Source organism: Flavobacterium galactosidilyticum (assembly GCF_020911945.1).
Lineage (GTDB): Bacteria > Bacteroidota > Bacteroidia > Flavobacteriales > Flavobacteriaceae > Flavobacterium > Flavobacterium galactosidilyticum.
This window is the reverse complement of sequence record NZ_CP087135.1, coordinates 1-18,698: the sequence shown is the minus strand read 5'-3', so window position 1 is coordinate 18,698 and position 18,698 is coordinate 1. Positions and strand designations below refer to the sequence as shown.

The window sequence follows — 18,698 nt, the reverse complement described above, 5'->3', positions numbered from 1 at the left end:
TATTAATGTTTTGAATAATTTTATAAATAAATAGGATGAAATATTTTTATACGATTTGCACGACTGCACTATTGTTCAGTTATAGTGTTATTGCGCAAGTTAAAAGCACAACACATAAAGTTGAAAAAGGAGAAACAATCATTCAGATTGCCCAGAAATATAATGTCACACCTTACGATATTTACCAATTAAATCCAGATGCTATATCGGGTATAAAACCAAAAAGCGTATTGCTAATTCCAGTTATATCTATGAAACAAGCATTAACTGTTCCTGAGAAATCAACGAGCCAAGGAATAACGCATCAAGTACAGCCAAAAGAGACTTTGTACGGTATCCAAAAAAAATATGGTGTAACAGACGAAGTATTAAAACTAGCCAATCCATTTCTTGAGAAAGACGGATTGCAGATAGGTCAAGTACTTACTATTCCTTCAAATAAAACAAAGAAAAACATAACCGAATCGACTGAAAAAGCGGTTTATCATATTGTTCTTCCAAAAGAAACTAAATATTCAATTGCCAAGCAATACGGAATATCATTACAAGAATTAGAACGTAAAAATCCCGAAGTAGTTGCTAATTTGCCAGAAGGTTTCAAATTAGTAATTAAAGGGAATGCTGTCAAAGCTGAGGTAGCGCCAGTAAAAATGGAACCTAAAAAAGAAATTATAACACCAACTGCGGTAGTAAAAATAGCTGAAGTAAAAAGTTATAGAGAGTATGTTGTTAAGCCAAAAGAAACCTTATATGGATTGTCTAAAATGTTTGAAATCAGTCAGGAGGAATTAACTAAGCTAAATCCTAGTTTGTCTGAAGGGGTTACAGAAGGTATGATTCTTAAAGTTCCTGGAGTTTCAACAGTTGTAGTGCAGGAAGCTAAAAAAGATTATACAGATTTGTCTAAAGTTAAAAGTAATGAGAGAAAAAAATTAGCGTTGCTTTTGCCTTTCAATATTGCTAAAATTGAAGGCGATACATTAAATTCTACATCAAAACGATTAAAGAAAGACAAATTCTTAAATATGACTTTGGATTTTTATGCTGGTGCTTTGGTAGCTATTGATTCTGCTAAAGTATTAGGTCTTAATATTGATGTTTCTATATACGATTCGCAAGAAACAAAAAATACATCGGCGATTAGCTCGCTTTTGAAAGATAATAATTTGCAGAGTTCAGATGTTGTAATTGGGCCTTTTTATCAAAGTAATGTTGATAAAACTGCCGAATTATTATTGCCTAATGATGTTGCTGTAATTTCTCCATTATCAAAAGACCAAAGCGTTTCTTTTGCTAATGTTTTTCAATCGGTTCCTTCACCTGATGCGGTCAAAAATGCAATATTTGAGTATATGCGTTCAAAAGGCGGGAATATGATTGCGGTAGTGGATAAAAAGAAAGGTTCTGTAATTCAGTACATTAAAGAGAATCATAAAGATGTTCAATTTTCTGCTCTTACGGCAAATGGAGGTGTTTCAGCTGATAATCTAAAAAGTTTATTTGTAAAAGAAAAAATGAACTACGTAGTAATGGAAACAGGAAATACGGGAATGATTAAAGCTACAGTAGCAGCGATGCTAAGCGCTATGTGGACGTACAAAGTGCAACTTGTTATTTTGGAACCTAACGAAACATTGGATACTGATGAGGTTAGTATTGCGAACTTAGCAAAGTTGAACTTAATGTATCCATCAGTAAATCGTGAAAATGAATCTCCTGAAGCTTTGATTTTCGAAAAAGAATTCAAAAAGAAAAATAGAATTGATCCTTCTGTTTTTGCTAGCCGAGGTTTTGATATTACTTTTGACACAATGTTGCGTTTGTCTCAAGATAAAAAATATCAAGATACTATTGAAAATGTAGCAACGGAACAAGTGGATAATAAATTTGAGTATTATAAAAAAGAAGGTGGCGGTTATGCAAATAAAGGGATTTATATTTTGTACTATGACACTGATTTAACTATTAAAGAAGCAAAGTAATGACATCAAAAGTAACTTATTTAGGAGATTTAAGAACCTCCTCTATTCACATACAATCTGGAACAGAAATTCTGTCGGATGCACCTTTAGATAATAACGGAAAAGGAGAAGCTTTTTCTCCAACGGATACTGTTGCTAATGGTTTAGCAACTTGTATGATGACTATTATGGGAATCAAGGCACGAGATTTAGAAATTGATTTGACAGGTACTACTGCTGAAGTTGTTAAAATTATGAATGCAGAGCCAAGACGTATTGGTGCTATTGAAATAGTTTTTCAGATGCAAGGAACTGATGATCTAAAAAGCAAAACGATTCTTGAAAGAGCAGCAATGACTTGTCCAGTATTTTTAAGTCTGCATCCAGATGTTGAAAAGCGAATTACTTTTAACTGGAAATAATAATCAAGTGTAAAAAAAAGAAGTAAGTGTAAAGAAATTCTATATTCTTGCTTCTTTTTTCTTTTTATAAATGGATAAAAATCAAAAACAACTTATAAAGTTAGCTCATACTAAAATGCCTTTTGGTAAATACGAAGGCTGGTTTCTTATTGATATTCCTGAATATTATATCGTTTGGTATTCGAATAAAGGATTTCCAAAAGGAGAATTAGGAGAGCAATTGAAATTAATTTACGAATTGAAGTTAAATGGTTTAGAGGAGCTAATTAGAAATATCAAAAAGAAGTATCCAAAACCAATGTAATTCTTCAATTCATAGTCTTTCTTAGTTTTCGATATAAAATGCAAGTTACTTTAAGTAGCTTTTTTTGTATGTTCCAAAGCATAAATTTTCTAATTAAATTATCTCTTTATTTTCTCATTATCTAATTGGCAGTTTCTCTAATTTAATTCGTACTTTTGCCAAGTTTTTTACACAACTACAACACAAACAACAACAGAATGAATCAAACGAAATATATTTTTGTTACAGGCGGTGTGACTTCTTCCTTAGGGAAAGGAATCATTGCGGCTTCTTTGGCAAAATTGTTACAAGCAAGAGGTTACCGTACAACTATTCAAAAGTTTGACCCGTATATAAATGTAGATCCAGGTACTTTAAATCCTTATGAGCATGGCGAATGTTATGTTACTGATGATGGTGCTGAAACCGATTTAGATTTAGGACACTATGAGCGTTTCTTGAATGTACCTACTTCTCAAGCTAATAATGTTACCACAGGTAGAATATATCTTTCGGTTATTGAAAAAGAGAGACGAGGAGAATTTCTTGGAAAAACGGTACAGGTAGTACCTCATATTACCAACGAAATTAAAGATAGAATGCAGTTGCTAGGAAAATCTGGCGATTTTGATATTGTAATTACTGAAATAGGTGGAACAGTAGGTGATATTGAATCTTTACCTTACATCGAGTCTGTTAGACAATTGGTGTGGGACTTAGGTGAGAATAACGCTATAGTTATACATTTAACGTTAGTTCCTTATTTAGCTGCTGCAGGTGAGTTAAAAACAAAGCCAACGCAGCACTCTGTAAAAACGTTGATGGAAAGTGGTATTAAAGCGGACATCTTAGTTTGTAGAACTGAGCATGAAATTTCAGATGAAATCCGTAGCAAACTTGCGTTGTTTTGTAATGTAAAAAGAGAAGCAGTTATTCAATCGATAGATGCATCTACTATTTATGAAGTGCCTAATTTAATGCTTGAAGAAGGGCTTGATATTGTGGCGCTTAAGAAGTTAGATTTGCCTAAAAAAGCGGCACCAGATTTAAAAAACTGGAATACTTTTTTACGTAGATTAAAACATCCAAAACATATTATCAACATTGGTTTGATTGGAAAATATGTTGAAATGCAAGATTGCTACAAATCGATATTGGAAGCTTTTATTCACGCCGGTGCGGCAAATGAAACTAAAGTGAACGTAATTTCGATACATTCTGAGCACATCGACGCTACAAATATTAGCGAGAAATTTGCTGGTTTAGACGGAATTCTTGTGGCTCCAGGTTTTGGAGAAAGAGGAATTGAAGGTAAAATATACGCTGTTCGTTATGCACGTGAAAATAAAATTCCATTTTTTGGAATTTGCTTAGGAATGCAAATGGCAATTATCGAATATTCAAGAAATGTTTTAGGATTGACTGACGCTAATTCAACGGAGATGAATGAGAATACGGCACATCCAGTTGTAAATCTAATGGAAGAGCAGAAAACCATTACAGATAAAGGCGGTACAATGCGTCTTGGAGCATGGAAATGTGATATTAAAGAAGGTTCATTAGCACACAAAATATACGGTAAAGAAACTATTTCAGAACGCCACCGTCACCGTTATGAATACAATAGTAATTATGTGGCACAATTACAAAATGATGGATTAATTGCCTCAGGTGTAAATCCAGATACAGGATTGGTTGAGATAGTAGAAGTCGAAGATCATCCGTTTTTCATCGGTGTACAGTACCATCCAGAATACAAAAGTACAGTAGCGAATCCGCATCCTATTTTTGTAAGTTTTGTGGCAGCAGCGGTTCAGGCAAAGAAGAAATAACTGAGAATTATTTGTTTTCAGTAACCTTAAAATTTATAACTTTTTAAATTAAAATGGAAGAAAAAAGATTTGATCGTAATTCGATTATTGGTTTTGTATTGATTTTTGTTATTTTGATCTTCATTATGTATCAAAATCAGCCAGATCCAAAGGTACTTGCAGCTCAAAAAGCAGAGAAAGAGTTAGTAGTAAAAGCTGCTAAAGCGAAAGAATTAGAAGATAAAAAAATTGAAGTAGCAACTGTTGCTGTTGCAGCTACGGGTGATTCTACACAATTAGCGCAATTGCAAAAAAACCTTGGTAATTTTGCTTATTCTGCTACACTTCCTTCAGCAAAAGCTGGTGTTACGACTATAGAAAACGATGTTGTAAAATTAGTTATTGCTAATAAAGGTGGTTTTATCGTCGAGGCAGTTTTAAAGAAATTTGAAAAATTCAAGAAAGGTTCGGGAGAATTAGTAGAATTAGTTAAAGATAATAATGCTCATTTGAATGTGCAATTACTTACTAGTGATAACCGTACGTTAAACTCTAAGGATTTATTTTTTGAACCAACTTTAGAGAAAATAGGAGCTGACCAGGTATTATCTATGAAGTTGAAAGCGGGAGCTAACGAATTTTTAGAGTACAAATACATTTTGAAGCCAAACGAATATATGGTCGATTTCGATATTCGTTCTCAAGGGTTGAATAAAGTTTTGAATACTGCTAAACCATTAGATTTAGAATGGGATTTGAAAGCATACCGAAATGAAAAAAGTATTGCTTATGAAAACCGATATAATGAAATCTATTTTGAGCATAAAGACGGAAAAATTGATTATGCTGGATTAGGGCAAACAGAAGCGGAAGATCTTGAAAAGGCAACTTTTATTGCATTCAAGCAGCACTTTTTTTCTTCTATACTTTTATCAAAAACACCACTAGAAACAGCTAAAGTTACCTCTGTTAATTTAGTTAATGATGATAAAATTGATACCGTTTATACTAAACAGTTTAAAGCTAATATTCCTTTAGCATTTACTAATGGAGAGTTAGATCACAAAATGAGTTGGTATTTTGGCCCAACTGATTATACGACTTTAAAACATTACGATAAGAATCTAGAAAAAATTATCTCGCTAGGTTGGGGAATTTTTGGATGGATAAATAAGTTTATTTTTATTCCTTTATTTGGATTCTTAAGTGATTATATTCCTTATGGAATTGCGATAATAGTTTTTACTATTCTAATAAAAATAGCTATGTCGCCTATTACTTTCAAATCATTCTTGTCGCAAGCTAAGATGAAAGTACTACGTCCTGAAATAACTGAATTAGGTGAAAAATTCAAAAAAGATCCAATGAAGAAGCAACAGGAAACGATGAAATTGTACAATAAAGCAGGAGTAAATCCTATGGCAGGTTGTATTCCAGCATTGATTCAGCTTCCTTTTATGTACGCGTCGTTCCAGTTTTTTCCATCAGCATTTGAGTTGAGACAAAAAAGTTTCCTTTGGGCAGACGATTTATCTTCATTTGATGAGGTTATTAAATTGCCTTTCCATATCCCAATGTACGGAAGTCATATTAGTTTGTTTCCAATATTAGCTGCGATAGCGATTTTCTTTTATATGAAAATGACTTCTGGAGATCAGCAAATGGCCGCTCCGCAACAAGAAGGTATGCCAGATATGGCTAAGATGATGAAAATCATGATTTATGTTTCACCATTAATGATGTTAATTTTCTTCAATAGTTACGGAGCTGGATTAAGTTTGTATAACTTTATTTCAAACCTTATTACAATTGGAATTATGATTGTAATCAAAAGATATTTTATCGATAGTGATAAAATCCACCTTCAGATACAAGAAAATAAATTGAAAGAACCTAAAAAACAAGGTAAATTCCAGAAAAAACTTCAAGAAGTTATGGAACAAGCTGAAGCTCAAAAAGCATTAGATAAAAAGAAAAAATAATTATTTTAGTTTTTTCTCCATGATTAAAAGGCATTGAATAAACGAAAGTTTACTTAATGCCTTTTTTTGTTTCTAATGTTTCAAGTGGGTTATTATTTATAAAATAAATTATAGCTTCAGGAGTAGAATTAAAATATAGAGGTAGGTCAATATTTTATTGCAATAGATAATGAAAGCAAAAAAGACTGTCCAGAAATTATTTTCGGACAGTCTTTTTTTTAGTTTTATTTATCTAATAAGTTTGACTTGGGGCTACGCTTAATAATTTACTTACTATAGAAGATAGAAGATTGGTTTTGACTATTTCTACTCGAAACTTCCCATTAATATCTCAAGAATTTTAATAGCAGCTTCACTAATTTTTGTTCCAGGTCCAAAAACAGCCACAGCACCAGCATCAAACAAAAACTGGTAATCCTGTGCAGGAATAACTCCGCCTACAACAACCATAATGTCTTCTCTGCCATATTTTTTAAGTTCAGCAATTACTTGGGGAACTAATGTTTTATGTCCAGCAGCAAGCGATGAAACGCCTAAGATATGAACGTCATTCTCTACCGCTTGTTTAGCTGCTTCTACTGGCGTTTGAAAAAGCGGACCTATGTCAACATCAAAGCCTACATCAGCGTAACCAGTTGCTACAACCTTGGCTCCGCGATCGTGACCATCTTGCCCCATTTTTGCAATCATGATGCGCGGTCTGCGCCCTTCTTGTTTGGCAAATTCATCTGCCATTTGTTTTGCTTTTTCAAAACTTTTGTCGTCTTTTATTTCTTTACTATACACACCGCTAAAAGATTTAATTTGTGCTTTATATCGTCCAAAAACTGTTTCTAATGCATCGCTGATTTCTCCTAATGTAGTTCTGTTTCTAGCCGCTTCAACAGCTATTTCAAGTAAGTTTCCTTTTCCAGTTTGAGCACAAATAATTAATTTGTCTAAAGAGTTTTTAACTTTTTTAGAATCTCTAGTAGCTTTAATGCGATCTAGCTGTTCTAATTGTTGCTTGCGAACCATTTGGTTGTCCACATCTAATATTTGTAAAGGATCTTCTTTTTCTAAACGATATTGATTCACGCCAACGATAATATCCTGTCCACTATCAATTCTTGCTTGTTTTCTTGCTGCTGCTTCTTCAATACGTAATTTTGGAATCCCAGATTCAATAGCTTTGGTCATTCCACCCAATTCTTCTACTTCTTCGATAAGTTTCCAAGCATTTTCAGCTATTTCATTAGTCAAACTTTCTACATAGTAACTTCCAGCCCAAGGATCGACTGTTTTGGTTATTTTTGTTTCTTCTTGTAAATACAATTGTGTATTTCTAGCTATTCTAGCCGAAAAATCTGTTGGTAACGCTATTGCTTCGTCTAAAGCATTAGTGTGTAGTGATTGTGTTCCTCCAAAAGCGGCTGCTGCAGCTTCAATACATGTTCGTGCCACGTTATTAAACGGATCTTGCTCCGTTAAACTCCAACCTGACGTTTGACAGTGCGTGCGTAAGGCTAATGATTTATCATCTTTTGGTTCGAATTGTTTGACTAGTTTAGCCCATATCATTCTTCCAGCACGCATTTTGGCAATTTCCATAAAATGGTTCATTCCAATAGCCCAGAAAAATGATAATCTTGGCGCAAACTCGTCAATTTTCATTCCTGTTGCTAATCCTGTTCTTATATATTCCAAACCATCGGCAAGAGTGTAAGCTAACTCAATGTCAGCAGTCGCTCCAGCTTCTTGCATGTGGTAGCCAGAAATAGAAATAGAATTGAATTTTGGCATTTTTTTGCTAGTATATTCAAATATATCAGCAATGATTTTCATCGAAGGAGTAGGTGGGTATATATACGTATTTCGCACCATAAACTCTTTCAGAATGTCATTTTGTATCGTTCCAGAAAGCAATTCCGGTTTTACGCCTTGTTCTTCTGCCGCGACAATATAGAAAGCCATAATTGGTAATACAGCTCCATTCATCGTCATCGAAACGGACATTTCATCCAAAGGAATTTGGTCGAATAATACTTTCATATCTTCCACAGAGTCTATTGCAACTCCTGCTTTTCCAACATCACCTACAACGCGTTCGTGATCCGAATCGTAACCACGATGGGTAGGTAAATCAAAAGCTATAGAAAGTCCTTTTTGTCCTGCAGCTAAGTTTCTTCTGTAAAATGCATTACTTTCTTCAGCTGTCGAAAATCCAGCATATTGACGAACAGTCCAAGGTCTACGAACATACATCGTTGCGTAAGGACCGCGTAAATTTGGCGCAAAGCCAGCTCCAAAATCAAGATGATTAAGATTGTCAATGTCCTGTTCAGAGTAGGTTTGTTTCAGTTCAATATTTTCAGCGGTTAGAAAACTTTTTTCGTCTGAACGTACTGATTTATCTTCAGCCTCATCTAGTTTTATATGTTGTATGTCTTTTCTCATTTGTGTAAGTGCCAAATTAAAGCTAACCTGATCAATTTTAGTTTTTTTTAAACTCTTATTTTACTCAAGATTCAATCGTTCCTGTTCTAATTTTTCAGCCAAACGTTTTTCGATTATTGGTTTGATCAATGTTTTTCTAGGATTTTGTTTTACAAAAGGAAACAATTCTAAATCATGCTTCATTTTGTCTTGTTTATTAGGATGCTTGTTTGTTCCCAACAAAATTTCTTTCCCTGAATCGAATAAGCTTTGCTCAGTATGTGCGCTTTCTTGGATTTTTCTCTTGATAATTCCTTCGCTCAATTGCTTCAGAAAGCCGCCATTACGCTCCATATCTTTGAATAAAGCAAGCGATTTTTCGGCTAGTTGATTCGTTAGAGTTTCTATGTAGTAACTTCCATCAGCTGGATTATTCACTTTGTCAAAGTAGCTTTCATTTTTTAAGATCAGTAATTGATTTCTAGCAATTCTATCTCCAAATTCATTGTCTTTATGGTATAAGGCATCGTAAGGTAAGTTAGCAATAGCATTTGCGCCACCTATAATAGCACTCATACATTCGGTTGTAGTACGCAACATATTTACATTATAATCGTATAATGTTTTGTTTCGTTTTGTAGGCGAAACAATGATATTACAATCTAAAGTATGGTTGTATTCTTTTGCGATGAGATTAAATAAAAGTCGTAACGCACGTAATTTTGCAATCTCAAAAAAATAATTAGTACCAACTGCTACTTCAAAAACGATAGGTTTGTTGATAGATTCAATTCTGTTGAAATATTCATTCGCTTGTCCTAAGCTATAAGCAATTTGTTGAACTAGATTTGCTCCTGCATTTTGATACAAAGCGGCGTTAATACTTAGTAAAGAAACTGATTTTGTTTGCTTTGAAAGTAAATTTAGTGTTTCGAAATTATTTTTTTCTTTAGTAGTAAACCAGTTTCCATCTTTTGCTAATTGACCTATTGGATCTAGATTACAAAAAATTGTTGTATTGTTTTTTGTTGCAAATGCATCTATCTTTTTAACGAAATCGATTGATAAAAAGCTTAGATTAAAATAAACAGTACAATCGTTTAATGGTAAATTCTCTAACAAACGTATCACATCAATTGAATCGTTTTCTATTGAAAAACGAATACTATCAGCACCTCGACTAAGTGTGTTTACGGCTCTTTCTATAGATTTTTCAACATCATAGACAAATATATTTTGGCAAATTTTAAATTCGGTTGCCTTTGTGTTATTGGAATATCTCTTATTATTTTCATCTTTATGGTAGAAAGGTTTAACCTGAATATCCTCTGCAGAATTCCACACTAAGGTTTCACTATAGTCAGCTCCCTTTAGTTCAAATTGAATTTTTTGTTTCCACTGTTTGGAAGAAATGGGGTTGAAATCATCGAAAAGAGTAGCAGCCATTTTATTTGCAGATTATATTATTGTTTTTCAATTGTATCGCCTTCAAACTCGATGATATAGATGTCTTCGCTATCTTTTTTCATGTAGTATTTTTCGCGAGCGTATTTTTCTATTTGTTCAGAGTTTTTCAGTTGTTTGATATTCTGTTGGTCTTTTTTTATTTCTTCTTTGTAATAAGTAGCATTGTCCTCTAAATCTTCAATTTGTTGATCTAAAATACGGTGGTCGAAATAGGAATAATTATCTAAAAAAATCATCCACGTAAAAAAGAAACACAACACCCAAACGTATTTGTTACTTAAGAATTTAAACCAAGGTTTGTTTTTATATGGATTTTTCATTTTTATTTTTTTTAGCCCTGATTGCAATGAAAATCCTTTTTTATCTCGCCCTTGCGAGGAAAAAAGATTGTAATGTAAAGCAGGAATAGCTCCCAATTATTGCTATTAATTTAAATAACGATACTTTACGATATTTTCTGATTGATTACCGCTCGTACGACATCAATGGCGACTGTATTGTACTTATCGTTTGGAATAATTATATCAGCAAAAGCCTTTGTCGGCTCGATAAACTGCTCATGCATGGGTTTTAAAGTAGTTTGATATCTATTTAAAACTTCGCTCATATCACGTCCGCGCTCAGCAATATCACGTTTCATACGTCGGATTAAGCGCTCATCAGAATCCGCATGAACGTATATTTTAACATCAAAAAGATCTCTTAGTTCTGGATTTGCCAAAATTAGAATCCCTTCCACAATCATCACTTTTCTAGGATGTGTAAAAACAGTATCGTCCGTCCTGTTGTGCGTTACAAAAGAATAAACGGGTTGATTTATATTATTTCCTTTTTTTAATTCCTTAAGATGCGCAACCAATAATTCAAAATCAATAGCACGCGGATGATCAAAATTAATTAATGCTCTTTCATCATAAGAAAGTCCAATATTTTCTTTGTAATATGAGTCTTGTGAAATTATACCAACTTCTGCGTCTGGTAATTCATTCATGATTTGATGTACAACGGTAGTTTTTCCGCTTCCCGTACCACCTGCAATTCCTATAATGAGCATAAAATTTCTGTTATATTTATATTAATACAAAAATAGGAATTTAATCGGGAGTGAATTTTGTTTTAGCAGAAATAATTGCTAAATTAATATATTTATCAAGCATTTTTGGTAAACATTTTTTACCTTTAGTTTTTAATACTTTACATCTTGTATTCGCAAATCAATACCAACATAGGACGATATGTCTCTTTTACCTCTACTGAATTAGATACTTTTAATTCTTTATTGGAGTATAAAACGGTTCCAAAGAAAACCATTTTGATTCAAGAAGGAGAAATGTGCAACTTTGAGGCTTTTGTTATCAAAGGCTGTGTGCGAAAGTATTATATTGATGCCAATGGTTTTGAAGTTATTCTTCAATTTGCCATTGAAAATGCGTGGATTAGTGATATTTCGTTTAGTATTTATGAAGAAAACCCAAGTCGAGTTTACATCGAAACTTTAGAAGATTGTGAGTTCTTTATGTTTAATCCTGAAACGAAGGAAGAATTATTCCGCAAAGCACCAAGGTTTGAACGTGCTTTTCGAATTTTAATGCAACGTAGTTTATCCGTTACTCAAGATCGTCTATTTAACACTATTTCTAAAACTGCCACGGAGAAATATATTGAGTTTTTAGAGCATTACCCAGCGCTTCCGCAACGTGTTGCTCAACATTATATCGCATCCTATTTAGGTATTTCAGCTGAATTTTTAAGTAAAATAAGAACAAAAATCGCAAAACAGTAAAGTTCAATTTTTTCATTTCTTGTCCTAGTTCAATGCTTTTGGTTTTCATTTGTCGCAACTTTGTATTAGCAAATTAAAGAAAAAGACAATGGAGAATAATGAAACTATAATAGACCAAGCAATTGCAAATCATATTTTGCATAAAGCAAATACTCGTGGTCATGCCAATCATGGCTGGTTAGAATCCTACCACACTTTTAGTTTTGCGAATTATCAAAATCAAGAGCGTATGAATTTTGGTGTTTTGAGAGTCCTTAACGATGATAAAGTTAATCAAGGAATGGGTTTTGGAAAACATCCGCATGATAACATGGAGATTATTTCTATTCCGCTTGAGGGAGATTTAGAACATCACGATAGTATGGGAAATACTACTGTAATCAAGGAAGGCGATATTCAGGTTATGAGTGCTGGTACAGGAATATTTCACAGTGAGAAAAATAAGAATAATGATCAATTAGTGAAATTTTTACAAATTTGGATTTATCCAAATAAAAAAAATGTAACGCCACGTTATGACCAAATTAGTTTAGATTTAAAAGACCGCCATAATAAATTACAGCAAATTTTATCGCCAGATCCAGAAGATGAAGGGGTTTGGATTCATCAGGATGTTTGGTTTCATATTGGTAAATTCGAAAATGAATTTTCTACTTCTTATGAATTAAAAAAATCAGGAAATGGAATTTACGCTTTTGTTTTAAAAGGGGATTTTAGGATTGGAAACATCGTCGTAAAAGAGCGTGATGGATTAGGAATAAGGGATACTGATACTATTAAAATTACTGCTAATTCAGCTGATGCCGAAATCTTATTGATGGAAGTGCCGATGCAATTCTAATTAAATAAAAAAAATAACTAATAAATAATACTACTACTATGTCAGCAACAAAATGGGTAATTGACCCAACACACTCAGAAATTGGTTTTAAAGTGAAACATATGATGTTCACAAATGTTTCAGGTAAATTTTCAAAATTCGACGCAACGATTGAATCTGAAAACAACGATTTTGAAAATGCAACGATTGAATTTACTGGAGCAGTTGATTCTATAACAACAGGAAATGCTGATAGAGACACGCATTTATTGAGCGTAGATTTTTTTGATGCAGCACAGTTTCCAGAACTTAAATTTAGCGCTACTTCTTTTACTAAAGTTAATGAAGGTGAATATGAATTGGTAGGCGATTTAACTTTGCATGGTGTTACAAAATCAGTAAAATTATCGGCAGAATATAGTGGATTGCTGACAGATCCTTGGGGAAATGCAAAGATAGCATTTTCATTAGATGGTAAAATTAACAGAAAAGATTGGGGATTAAACTGGAATTCAGTACTTGAAACTGGAGGAGTTTTAGTAGGTGAAGAAGTGCGTTTGCTTATCGAACTGCAATTTATAAAGCAATAATTATCTATGATTACATCGAGTAGTTATAGTATGTAGAAATATCCTGATTATAATTATATCTTTTTCTATTAAAGATGCCCCAAATAGTATGAAACTTTTTGGGGCATCTTCTTTAATTACTCTCTTTCATTTATCTTATTTATTCTTTTTTGCTTTAATCATCATTTCGAGTTGGTCCCAAAGTTCTTCTGGTATTGCTTCCAGCAAATTGAATTGTCCAGCACCTTTTAGCCATTCGCCGCCATCAATAACAACTACTTCGCCATTGACATAAGCAGAAAAATCAGAAACTAAATAAGCCGCTAAATTGGCTAGTTCCTGATGATCACCCACACGTTGCACTGGAACTTTCTTAGCCATATCAAATTTTTCAGCTAAATCACCTGGAAGTAATCGATCCCATGCTCCTTTTGTTGGGAATGGTCCTGGAGCAATCGCATTGGTGCGAATGCCGTATTTTGCCCATTCAACAGCTAGACTTCGTGTCATAGCTAGAACTCCTGCTTTTGCAGTGGCGCTTGGCACTACATAAGCAGAACCCGTCCAAGCATAAGTTGTAACAATGTTTAAAACAGTAGAAGATTTTTGTTTAGTATCTATCCAATGTTTTCCAAAAGCAAGTGTACAATTTTTAGTTCCTTTTAGCACAATATCAATCACAGTATCAAATGCATTTGCAGACAGTCTTTCAGTGGGAGAAATGAAGTTTCCTGCCGCATTGTTAAGTAAAATATCTACTTTTCCGTAGGCTTTTAAAACATGTCGTAGCATGTTTTCAACTTCTTCGTAATGACGTACGTCACATTGAATAGGAAGACATGTTCCGCCAGTTTCTGCTTCCAGTTCTTTTGCCGTATTTTTAAGTTTTTCTAAATCTCTTGATGTTATTGCAACTTGAGCGCCTAGTTCTAAGAAATATTTAGTCATTGCTTTTCCTAACCCACTTCCGCCGCCAGTTACCACTATTACTTTGCCTTTAAGAGCATCATCGCGTAACATTTTATCTGTATAACTCATAATTTTTTATTTTTTGAATTGTAAATATAACGAATTGAAATAGTATGCATGCATAATAAAAAATGTTTTTTTTTAATTTAAACTATTGATATAGTAGCTTTATTCAAGGTTTCGAATTATTAATTATTATGTATTATTCTTTTAATTGTGCTATTACAATAAAAAGTAGAATTTGGAGATGAAGCTTCTTTTAAAGCTTTCATGGGTAGAAATTTGATTATATAGTTTTATGTTGTTAAATAAATCTTAGTAGTTCTATTATAAGTTTTCGCTTTTAATGAGCCAAATAATCTCCAAATGCTTTTCAAATAGTACTTTCGGGAGAGATTTTATTCGCAATAAAGTTAATTGTTATTTCGCAAAAAAAAACTGCCTCCAAGCGTTATTAACTTTTTAGAGGCAGTCTTAAATTTTATATTAGTTGATTATTTACATTCCTTTTATAACTTCTCCATCTGCTTTAACTACTAGCGAACGGATTTCTTTATCCTTTTTTATTTTAAGATTGTATTCTTTTTTAATTATGTCACCTTCTTTTTGAGAATATAGATATTTATCTTTTATAATATGCCATCCGGGAAATGATTTGTAAATGGAATAAATGACTTCATTAGGGATTTTAACGTTTTTGTAATTTTCTATTACGGTCAATAATTTTCCGTTTTTATTGTAAGTAGCTGTTAAAGATCCTTTAGCAGTTTCCATAATAACTAAATAGTTTTCAAAACCTAGGTAATCCTTTCCTAAATCATAGGCTATAAATTTATCTTCAAGTGCTCTAACACTTGCGTCTGGATTTCTGTCCGGTATGTAAATTGAGAAATCCTTCCCCACATTTTTGATAACAACTGCAGGTAGTTCCTCTATTTTCATGTTCCCTTGCGCAGGTGTTTCCATAGTGCCTTGTGAAAATGAGGCAGTTGTAATACTTAAAAAAAGTACTAAAAAACTAAATGCTTTCATAATATTTACTTTTTAAATTAAAATTAAGTACTCATCATTTAATGATCAAGAGAGGTTGTAAGGCTTGTTTTTTCTTCCCCTTCTGTTAATGAACTTCATGAATCATTAAAATATAAACATTAGCAGCTTAATGCTTTTGAATAGGTGTTCAAAAGTGATTTTGGGAACGATTAAAATTAAAACTTTTTTAATTTCTCGTGGTTAATTTTTTTGTAAATAGTGTTAATTTAAGCACGAATTTATAGGTGTTTTTTAGCAGGAAAATCCGTTTTTAAATACTACTTTAACTAAAAAAAAGTGTTTTTTTTTAACTCTAAGAAACTAAAAAAATCTAGTATTTAGTGCTGATTTAAATGAAAAATAGGAATTATTTTGTATTTTTTTAATTTAAAAAATGATCGATTCGGTATTATTTTTGTGATGGTTTAGGACTAAAAAATGATTGTGGATATTGCCTTAAACTTAAAGTTGGAACTACATTTTGTGAATAATAAAAATTGTAGGACGTTTGTGTAAATCGATAATTTCTTTCTTCCAAGCCGCAATTTTTTTAGTCTTTATATATTCAGTTGGTAAAGTAATATCGGTTGCGATACATAAATGTGTTTCAGGATGTAATGTTTGGATTAAATCTTCTAGAAGTTTATTGTTACGATACGGTGTTTCAATGAAAATTTGAGACTGATTTTTTTCAAACGAGATTCTTTCTAATGTTTTAAAACTAGCTTTCTTTTCGTCTTTTTCGATAGGTAAGTAACCATGAAAAGTAAAGCTTTGTCCGTTCATTCCTGATGCCATCATGGCTAAGAGAATAGAAGAAGGCCCAACTAAAGGAATCACTTGTATTCCTCTGTCATGAGCTATTTTAACAATTACAGCACCAGGATCAGCGACTCCAGGACATCCTGCTTCACTCATTAAACCCATATTATGTCCTTCTAGCAAAGGTTTTATAAAGTCTAAATGTTCTTTAGCTTCTGTGTGTTTGTTTAAAACAAAAAGTTTCAACTCTGATTGTTTCTTTTCAGGACTAACGCCTTTTATAGATTTTCTAGCTGTTTTGTCATTTTCAACAACATAATAATCAATAAGATCAATACATCTTTTTATGGTCTGTGGTAGTACATCCATTGGTTCGCAATCACCCATAGTTGTAGGGATTAAATACAGTTTTCCTAAAGAAGTATTTGTTTTCATTGATGTTATTTATATTCAGACAGTAATTTATGTGGACAATTCCTATTCCGAGGAATTAGAATAAATATTTTGAAGTAAAAAAGTTAGGAATGTTTTTCTATTAGTTTTTTCGAAATAACCTCACAAACTTCATCAAGCATGTTGTACACAATTTCAAATCCATTAGGTAAGCCAAAATAAGGATCGGGAACATCCACATTTTCATTTGGAAACAAATCATTCAAAATCATTTGAACTTTTTCTTTATGATCTTGAGTTTTGGCTAATTCTAAAACATGGCTGTAGTTAGAACTATCCATAACATAAATATAATCGAAAGTATCAAAGTCAGCAGTACTGAATTGACGTCCTCTTTGACTGGAAATATCTACTTTATTTTTTTTACCCACGCTAATAGAGCGTTCGTCAGGAGAATTACCTATATGCCATGATCCTGTTCCCGCTGAATCCACAGTGAATTTATTTTTAGGTAGTTTAGAAGCAAGAATTCCTTCGGCTAAAGGAGATCTGCAAATGTTTCCTAAACATACCATTAAAATTTTAATAGACATAAATGCGTTTATAGCGTTAATTTTTTATGGATATCTTCAACGAACTTTTTGAATTGTTTGTCGGTTGCCACTAAATTGTCAACGGTTTTACAAGCATGTAATACGGTGGCGTGATCGCGATCTCCAATTTGAGAACCAATATTTGCTAATGATGCTTTAGTGAATTTCTTTGCGAAAAACATAGCTAGTTGTCTGGCTTGTACAACGTGTCTTTTTCTCGTTTTAGATTGTAAGGTCTCTAAATCTAATTGGAAATAATCCGAAACAATTTTCTGAATGTAATCGATCGAAATTTCTCTTTTTACATTCTTAACAAATTTTTCAACTACGCTTTTTGCAAGTTCAAGAGTAACTTCTTTTTTGTTAAAAGATGATTGAGCTATTAATGAAATGATTGCTCCTTCTAATTCTCTAACATTCGATTTGATATTGCGAGCGACATATTCAATAATTTCATCAGGAATTTCTACACCGTCTCTATATAGAATATTTTTCAAGATAGAAATTCTAGTTTCGTAATCTGGTTGATGAATTTCCGCAGACAGTCCCCATTTGAAACGAGACAGTAAACGTTGTTCGATGTCTTGCATGTCAACAGGAGCTTTGTCTGAAGTCAGTATTACCTGTTTTCCATTTTGATGCAAATAGTTAAAAATATGAAAAAATACATCTTGCGTTCCTGATTTTCCTGAAAGGAACTGAACGTCGTCAATAATTAATACATCTATTAATTGGTAGAAATGGATGAAATCATTTCTATTGTTTTTCTTTACAGAATCAATGTATTGTTGCGTGAAAATTTCCGCTGAAATGTATAAAACAGTTTTCTCTGGATATTTATCTTTTATTTCCACACCAATCGCATGTGCCAAGTGCGTTTTTCCAAGACCAACTCCACCAAAAATTAATAACGGATTAAAAGAAGTTCCACCAGGTTTATTGGCCACAGCCATGCCTGCAGAACGTGCTAATCTATTAGAATCACCTTCTAAGAAATTATCAAAACTATAGTTTGCATTTAGCTGAGATTCAATTTTTAAATTTCTAATTCCTGGAATTACAAAAGGATTTTTTAATTCTGGGTTTAAATTTTTAAAAGGAGCATCCACTTCCTGCGGTTTCATAGGAACTCTATTAGCGCTAGGCAACTGTTCTGTGAACGGTTGTTTATTGCCATAAGTGTTTTCCATTCTGATTTTATAAAGTAACTTAGCGTTTTTTCCAAGTTCTTTCGTAAGAGCTACTTTTAGTAATTTTACGTAGTGCTCTTCCAACCATTCGTAAAAGAATTTACTTGGAACTTGAATGTATAATGCGTTATCGGTAAGTTCAACTGACTTGATTGGTTCAAACCACGTTTTGTAGGCTTGATCCTGGATGTTGTCTTTAATAAAAGACAAACAGTTTTCCCATACTGATTGAGCAGTTTTGTTCAT

General features: G+C 32.8%; 17 protein-coding genes. 8 read left to right on the top strand and 9 right to left on the bottom strand.

Translation table 11 applies throughout. The features are described from left to right. The first annotated feature begins 35 nt into the window (after positions 1-35). From LNP27_RS00085 to yidC, 5 genes are all read left to right on the top strand, one after another. A complete protein-coding gene (locus LNP27_RS00085) occupies positions 36-1,982 on the top strand; it encodes a LysM peptidoglycan-binding domain-containing protein (RefSeq protein ID WP_229942513.1) in 1,947 nt (648 codons plus the stop codon). Continuing rightward, a complete protein-coding gene (locus tag LNP27_RS00080) occupies positions 1,982-2,383 on the top strand; it encodes an OsmC family protein (protein WP_229942512.1) in 402 nt (133 codons plus the stop codon). The genes LNP27_RS00085 and LNP27_RS00080 overlap by 1 nt, the downstream gene beginning before the upstream one ends. 70 nt (positions 2,384-2,453) lie before the next feature. Beyond that, positions 2,454-2,687, top strand: a complete 234-nt coding sequence (locus LNP27_RS00075; protein ID WP_229942511.1) for a DUF3820 family protein — start codon at positions 2,454-2,456, stop codon at positions 2,685-2,687. Positions 2,688-2,884: 197 nt separating this feature from the next. Then, on the top strand, positions 2,885-4,498 hold the full coding sequence (gene pyrG / locus LNP27_RS00070; RefSeq protein WP_229942510.1) for a CTP synthase: 1,614 nt from the start codon (positions 2,885-2,887) through the stop codon (positions 4,496-4,498). Positions 4,499-4,551: 53 nt separating this feature from the next. Next, positions 4,552-6,459 (top strand): membrane protein insertase YidC, encoded by a 1,908-nt coding sequence (gene yidC / locus LNP27_RS00065; RefSeq protein WP_229942509.1) that lies wholly within the window; start codon positions 4,552-4,554, stop codon positions 6,457-6,459. A gap of 306 nt (positions 6,460-6,765) precedes the next feature. Here yidC and scpA read toward each other — a convergent pair whose 3' ends face one another. From scpA to udk, 4 genes are all read right to left on the bottom strand, one after another. Beyond that, on the bottom strand, positions 6,766-8,895 hold the full coding sequence (scpA, locus tag LNP27_RS00060) for a methylmalonyl-CoA mutase (protein WP_229942508.1): 2,130 nt from the start codon (positions 8,893-8,895) through the stop codon (positions 6,766-6,768). Between the two features lie 60 nt (positions 8,896-8,955). Beyond that, on the bottom strand, positions 8,956-10,320 hold the full coding sequence (locus LNP27_RS00055; protein ID WP_229942507.1) for a methylmalonyl-CoA mutase subunit beta: 1,365 nt from the start codon (positions 10,318-10,320) through the stop codon (positions 8,956-8,958). Between the two features lie 17 nt (positions 10,321-10,337). After that, complete coding sequence (locus LNP27_RS00050) at positions 10,338-10,661, bottom strand: FtsB family cell division protein (RefSeq protein ID WP_229942506.1); 324 nt, start codon at positions 10,659-10,661, stop codon at positions 10,338-10,340. 125 nt (positions 10,662-10,786) lie between these two features. Continuing rightward, positions 10,787-11,395: a uridine kinase gene (gene udk, locus LNP27_RS00045; protein WP_229942505.1), complete on the bottom strand. Its 609-nt coding sequence runs from the start codon at positions 11,393-11,395 to the stop codon at positions 10,787-10,789. 147 nt (positions 11,396-11,542) lie between these two features. On the opposite strand from udk, the gene LNP27_RS00040 reads away from it, so the two are divergent. From LNP27_RS00040 to LNP27_RS00030, 3 genes are all read left to right on the top strand, one after another. Continuing rightward, entirely contained in the window at positions 11,543-12,124 is a 582-nt protein-coding gene (locus LNP27_RS00040; protein ID WP_229942504.1) for a Crp/Fnr family transcriptional regulator, read from the top strand. An 88-nt stretch (positions 12,125-12,212) separates the two neighbouring features. Beyond that, positions 12,213-12,965 carry a pirin family protein gene (locus LNP27_RS00035; RefSeq protein ID WP_229942503.1) on the top strand — a complete coding sequence of 251 codons (753 nt, stop codon included), beginning with the start codon at positions 12,213-12,215 and terminating at the stop codon, positions 12,963-12,965. Between the two features lie 38 nt (positions 12,966-13,003). Then, positions 13,004-13,534 (top strand): YceI family protein, encoded by a 531-nt coding sequence (locus LNP27_RS00030; RefSeq protein ID WP_229942502.1) that lies wholly within the window; start codon positions 13,004-13,006, stop codon positions 13,532-13,534. Positions 13,535-13,669: 135 nt separating this feature from the next. On the opposite strand, the gene LNP27_RS00025 is transcribed toward LNP27_RS00030, so the two are convergent. The 5 genes from LNP27_RS00025 to dnaA form a co-directional block, all read right to left on the bottom strand. Beyond that, positions 13,670-14,551, bottom strand: coding sequence for an SDR family oxidoreductase (locus tag LNP27_RS00025; RefSeq protein WP_229942501.1), 882 nt, complete (start codon positions 14,549-14,551; stop codon positions 13,670-13,672). 429 nt (positions 14,552-14,980) lie between these two features. Further along, a complete protein-coding gene (locus LNP27_RS00020; protein WP_229942500.1) occupies positions 14,981-15,514 on the bottom strand; it encodes a hypothetical protein in 534 nt (177 codons plus the stop codon). A gap of 474 nt (positions 15,515-15,988) precedes the next feature. Then, positions 15,989-16,711, bottom strand: coding sequence for an SAM-dependent methyltransferase (locus tag LNP27_RS00015; RefSeq protein WP_229942499.1), 723 nt, complete (start codon positions 16,709-16,711; stop codon positions 15,989-15,991). Positions 16,712-16,794: 83 nt separating this feature from the next. Continuing rightward, on the bottom strand, positions 16,795-17,262 hold the full coding sequence (locus LNP27_RS00010) for a low molecular weight protein-tyrosine-phosphatase (protein ID WP_229942498.1): 468 nt from the start codon (positions 17,260-17,262) through the stop codon (positions 16,795-16,797). Between the two features lie 8 nt (positions 17,263-17,270). Continuing rightward, a complete protein-coding gene (dnaA, locus tag LNP27_RS00005) occupies positions 17,271-18,698 on the bottom strand; it encodes a chromosomal replication initiator protein DnaA (protein ID WP_229942497.1) in 1,428 nt (475 codons plus the stop codon).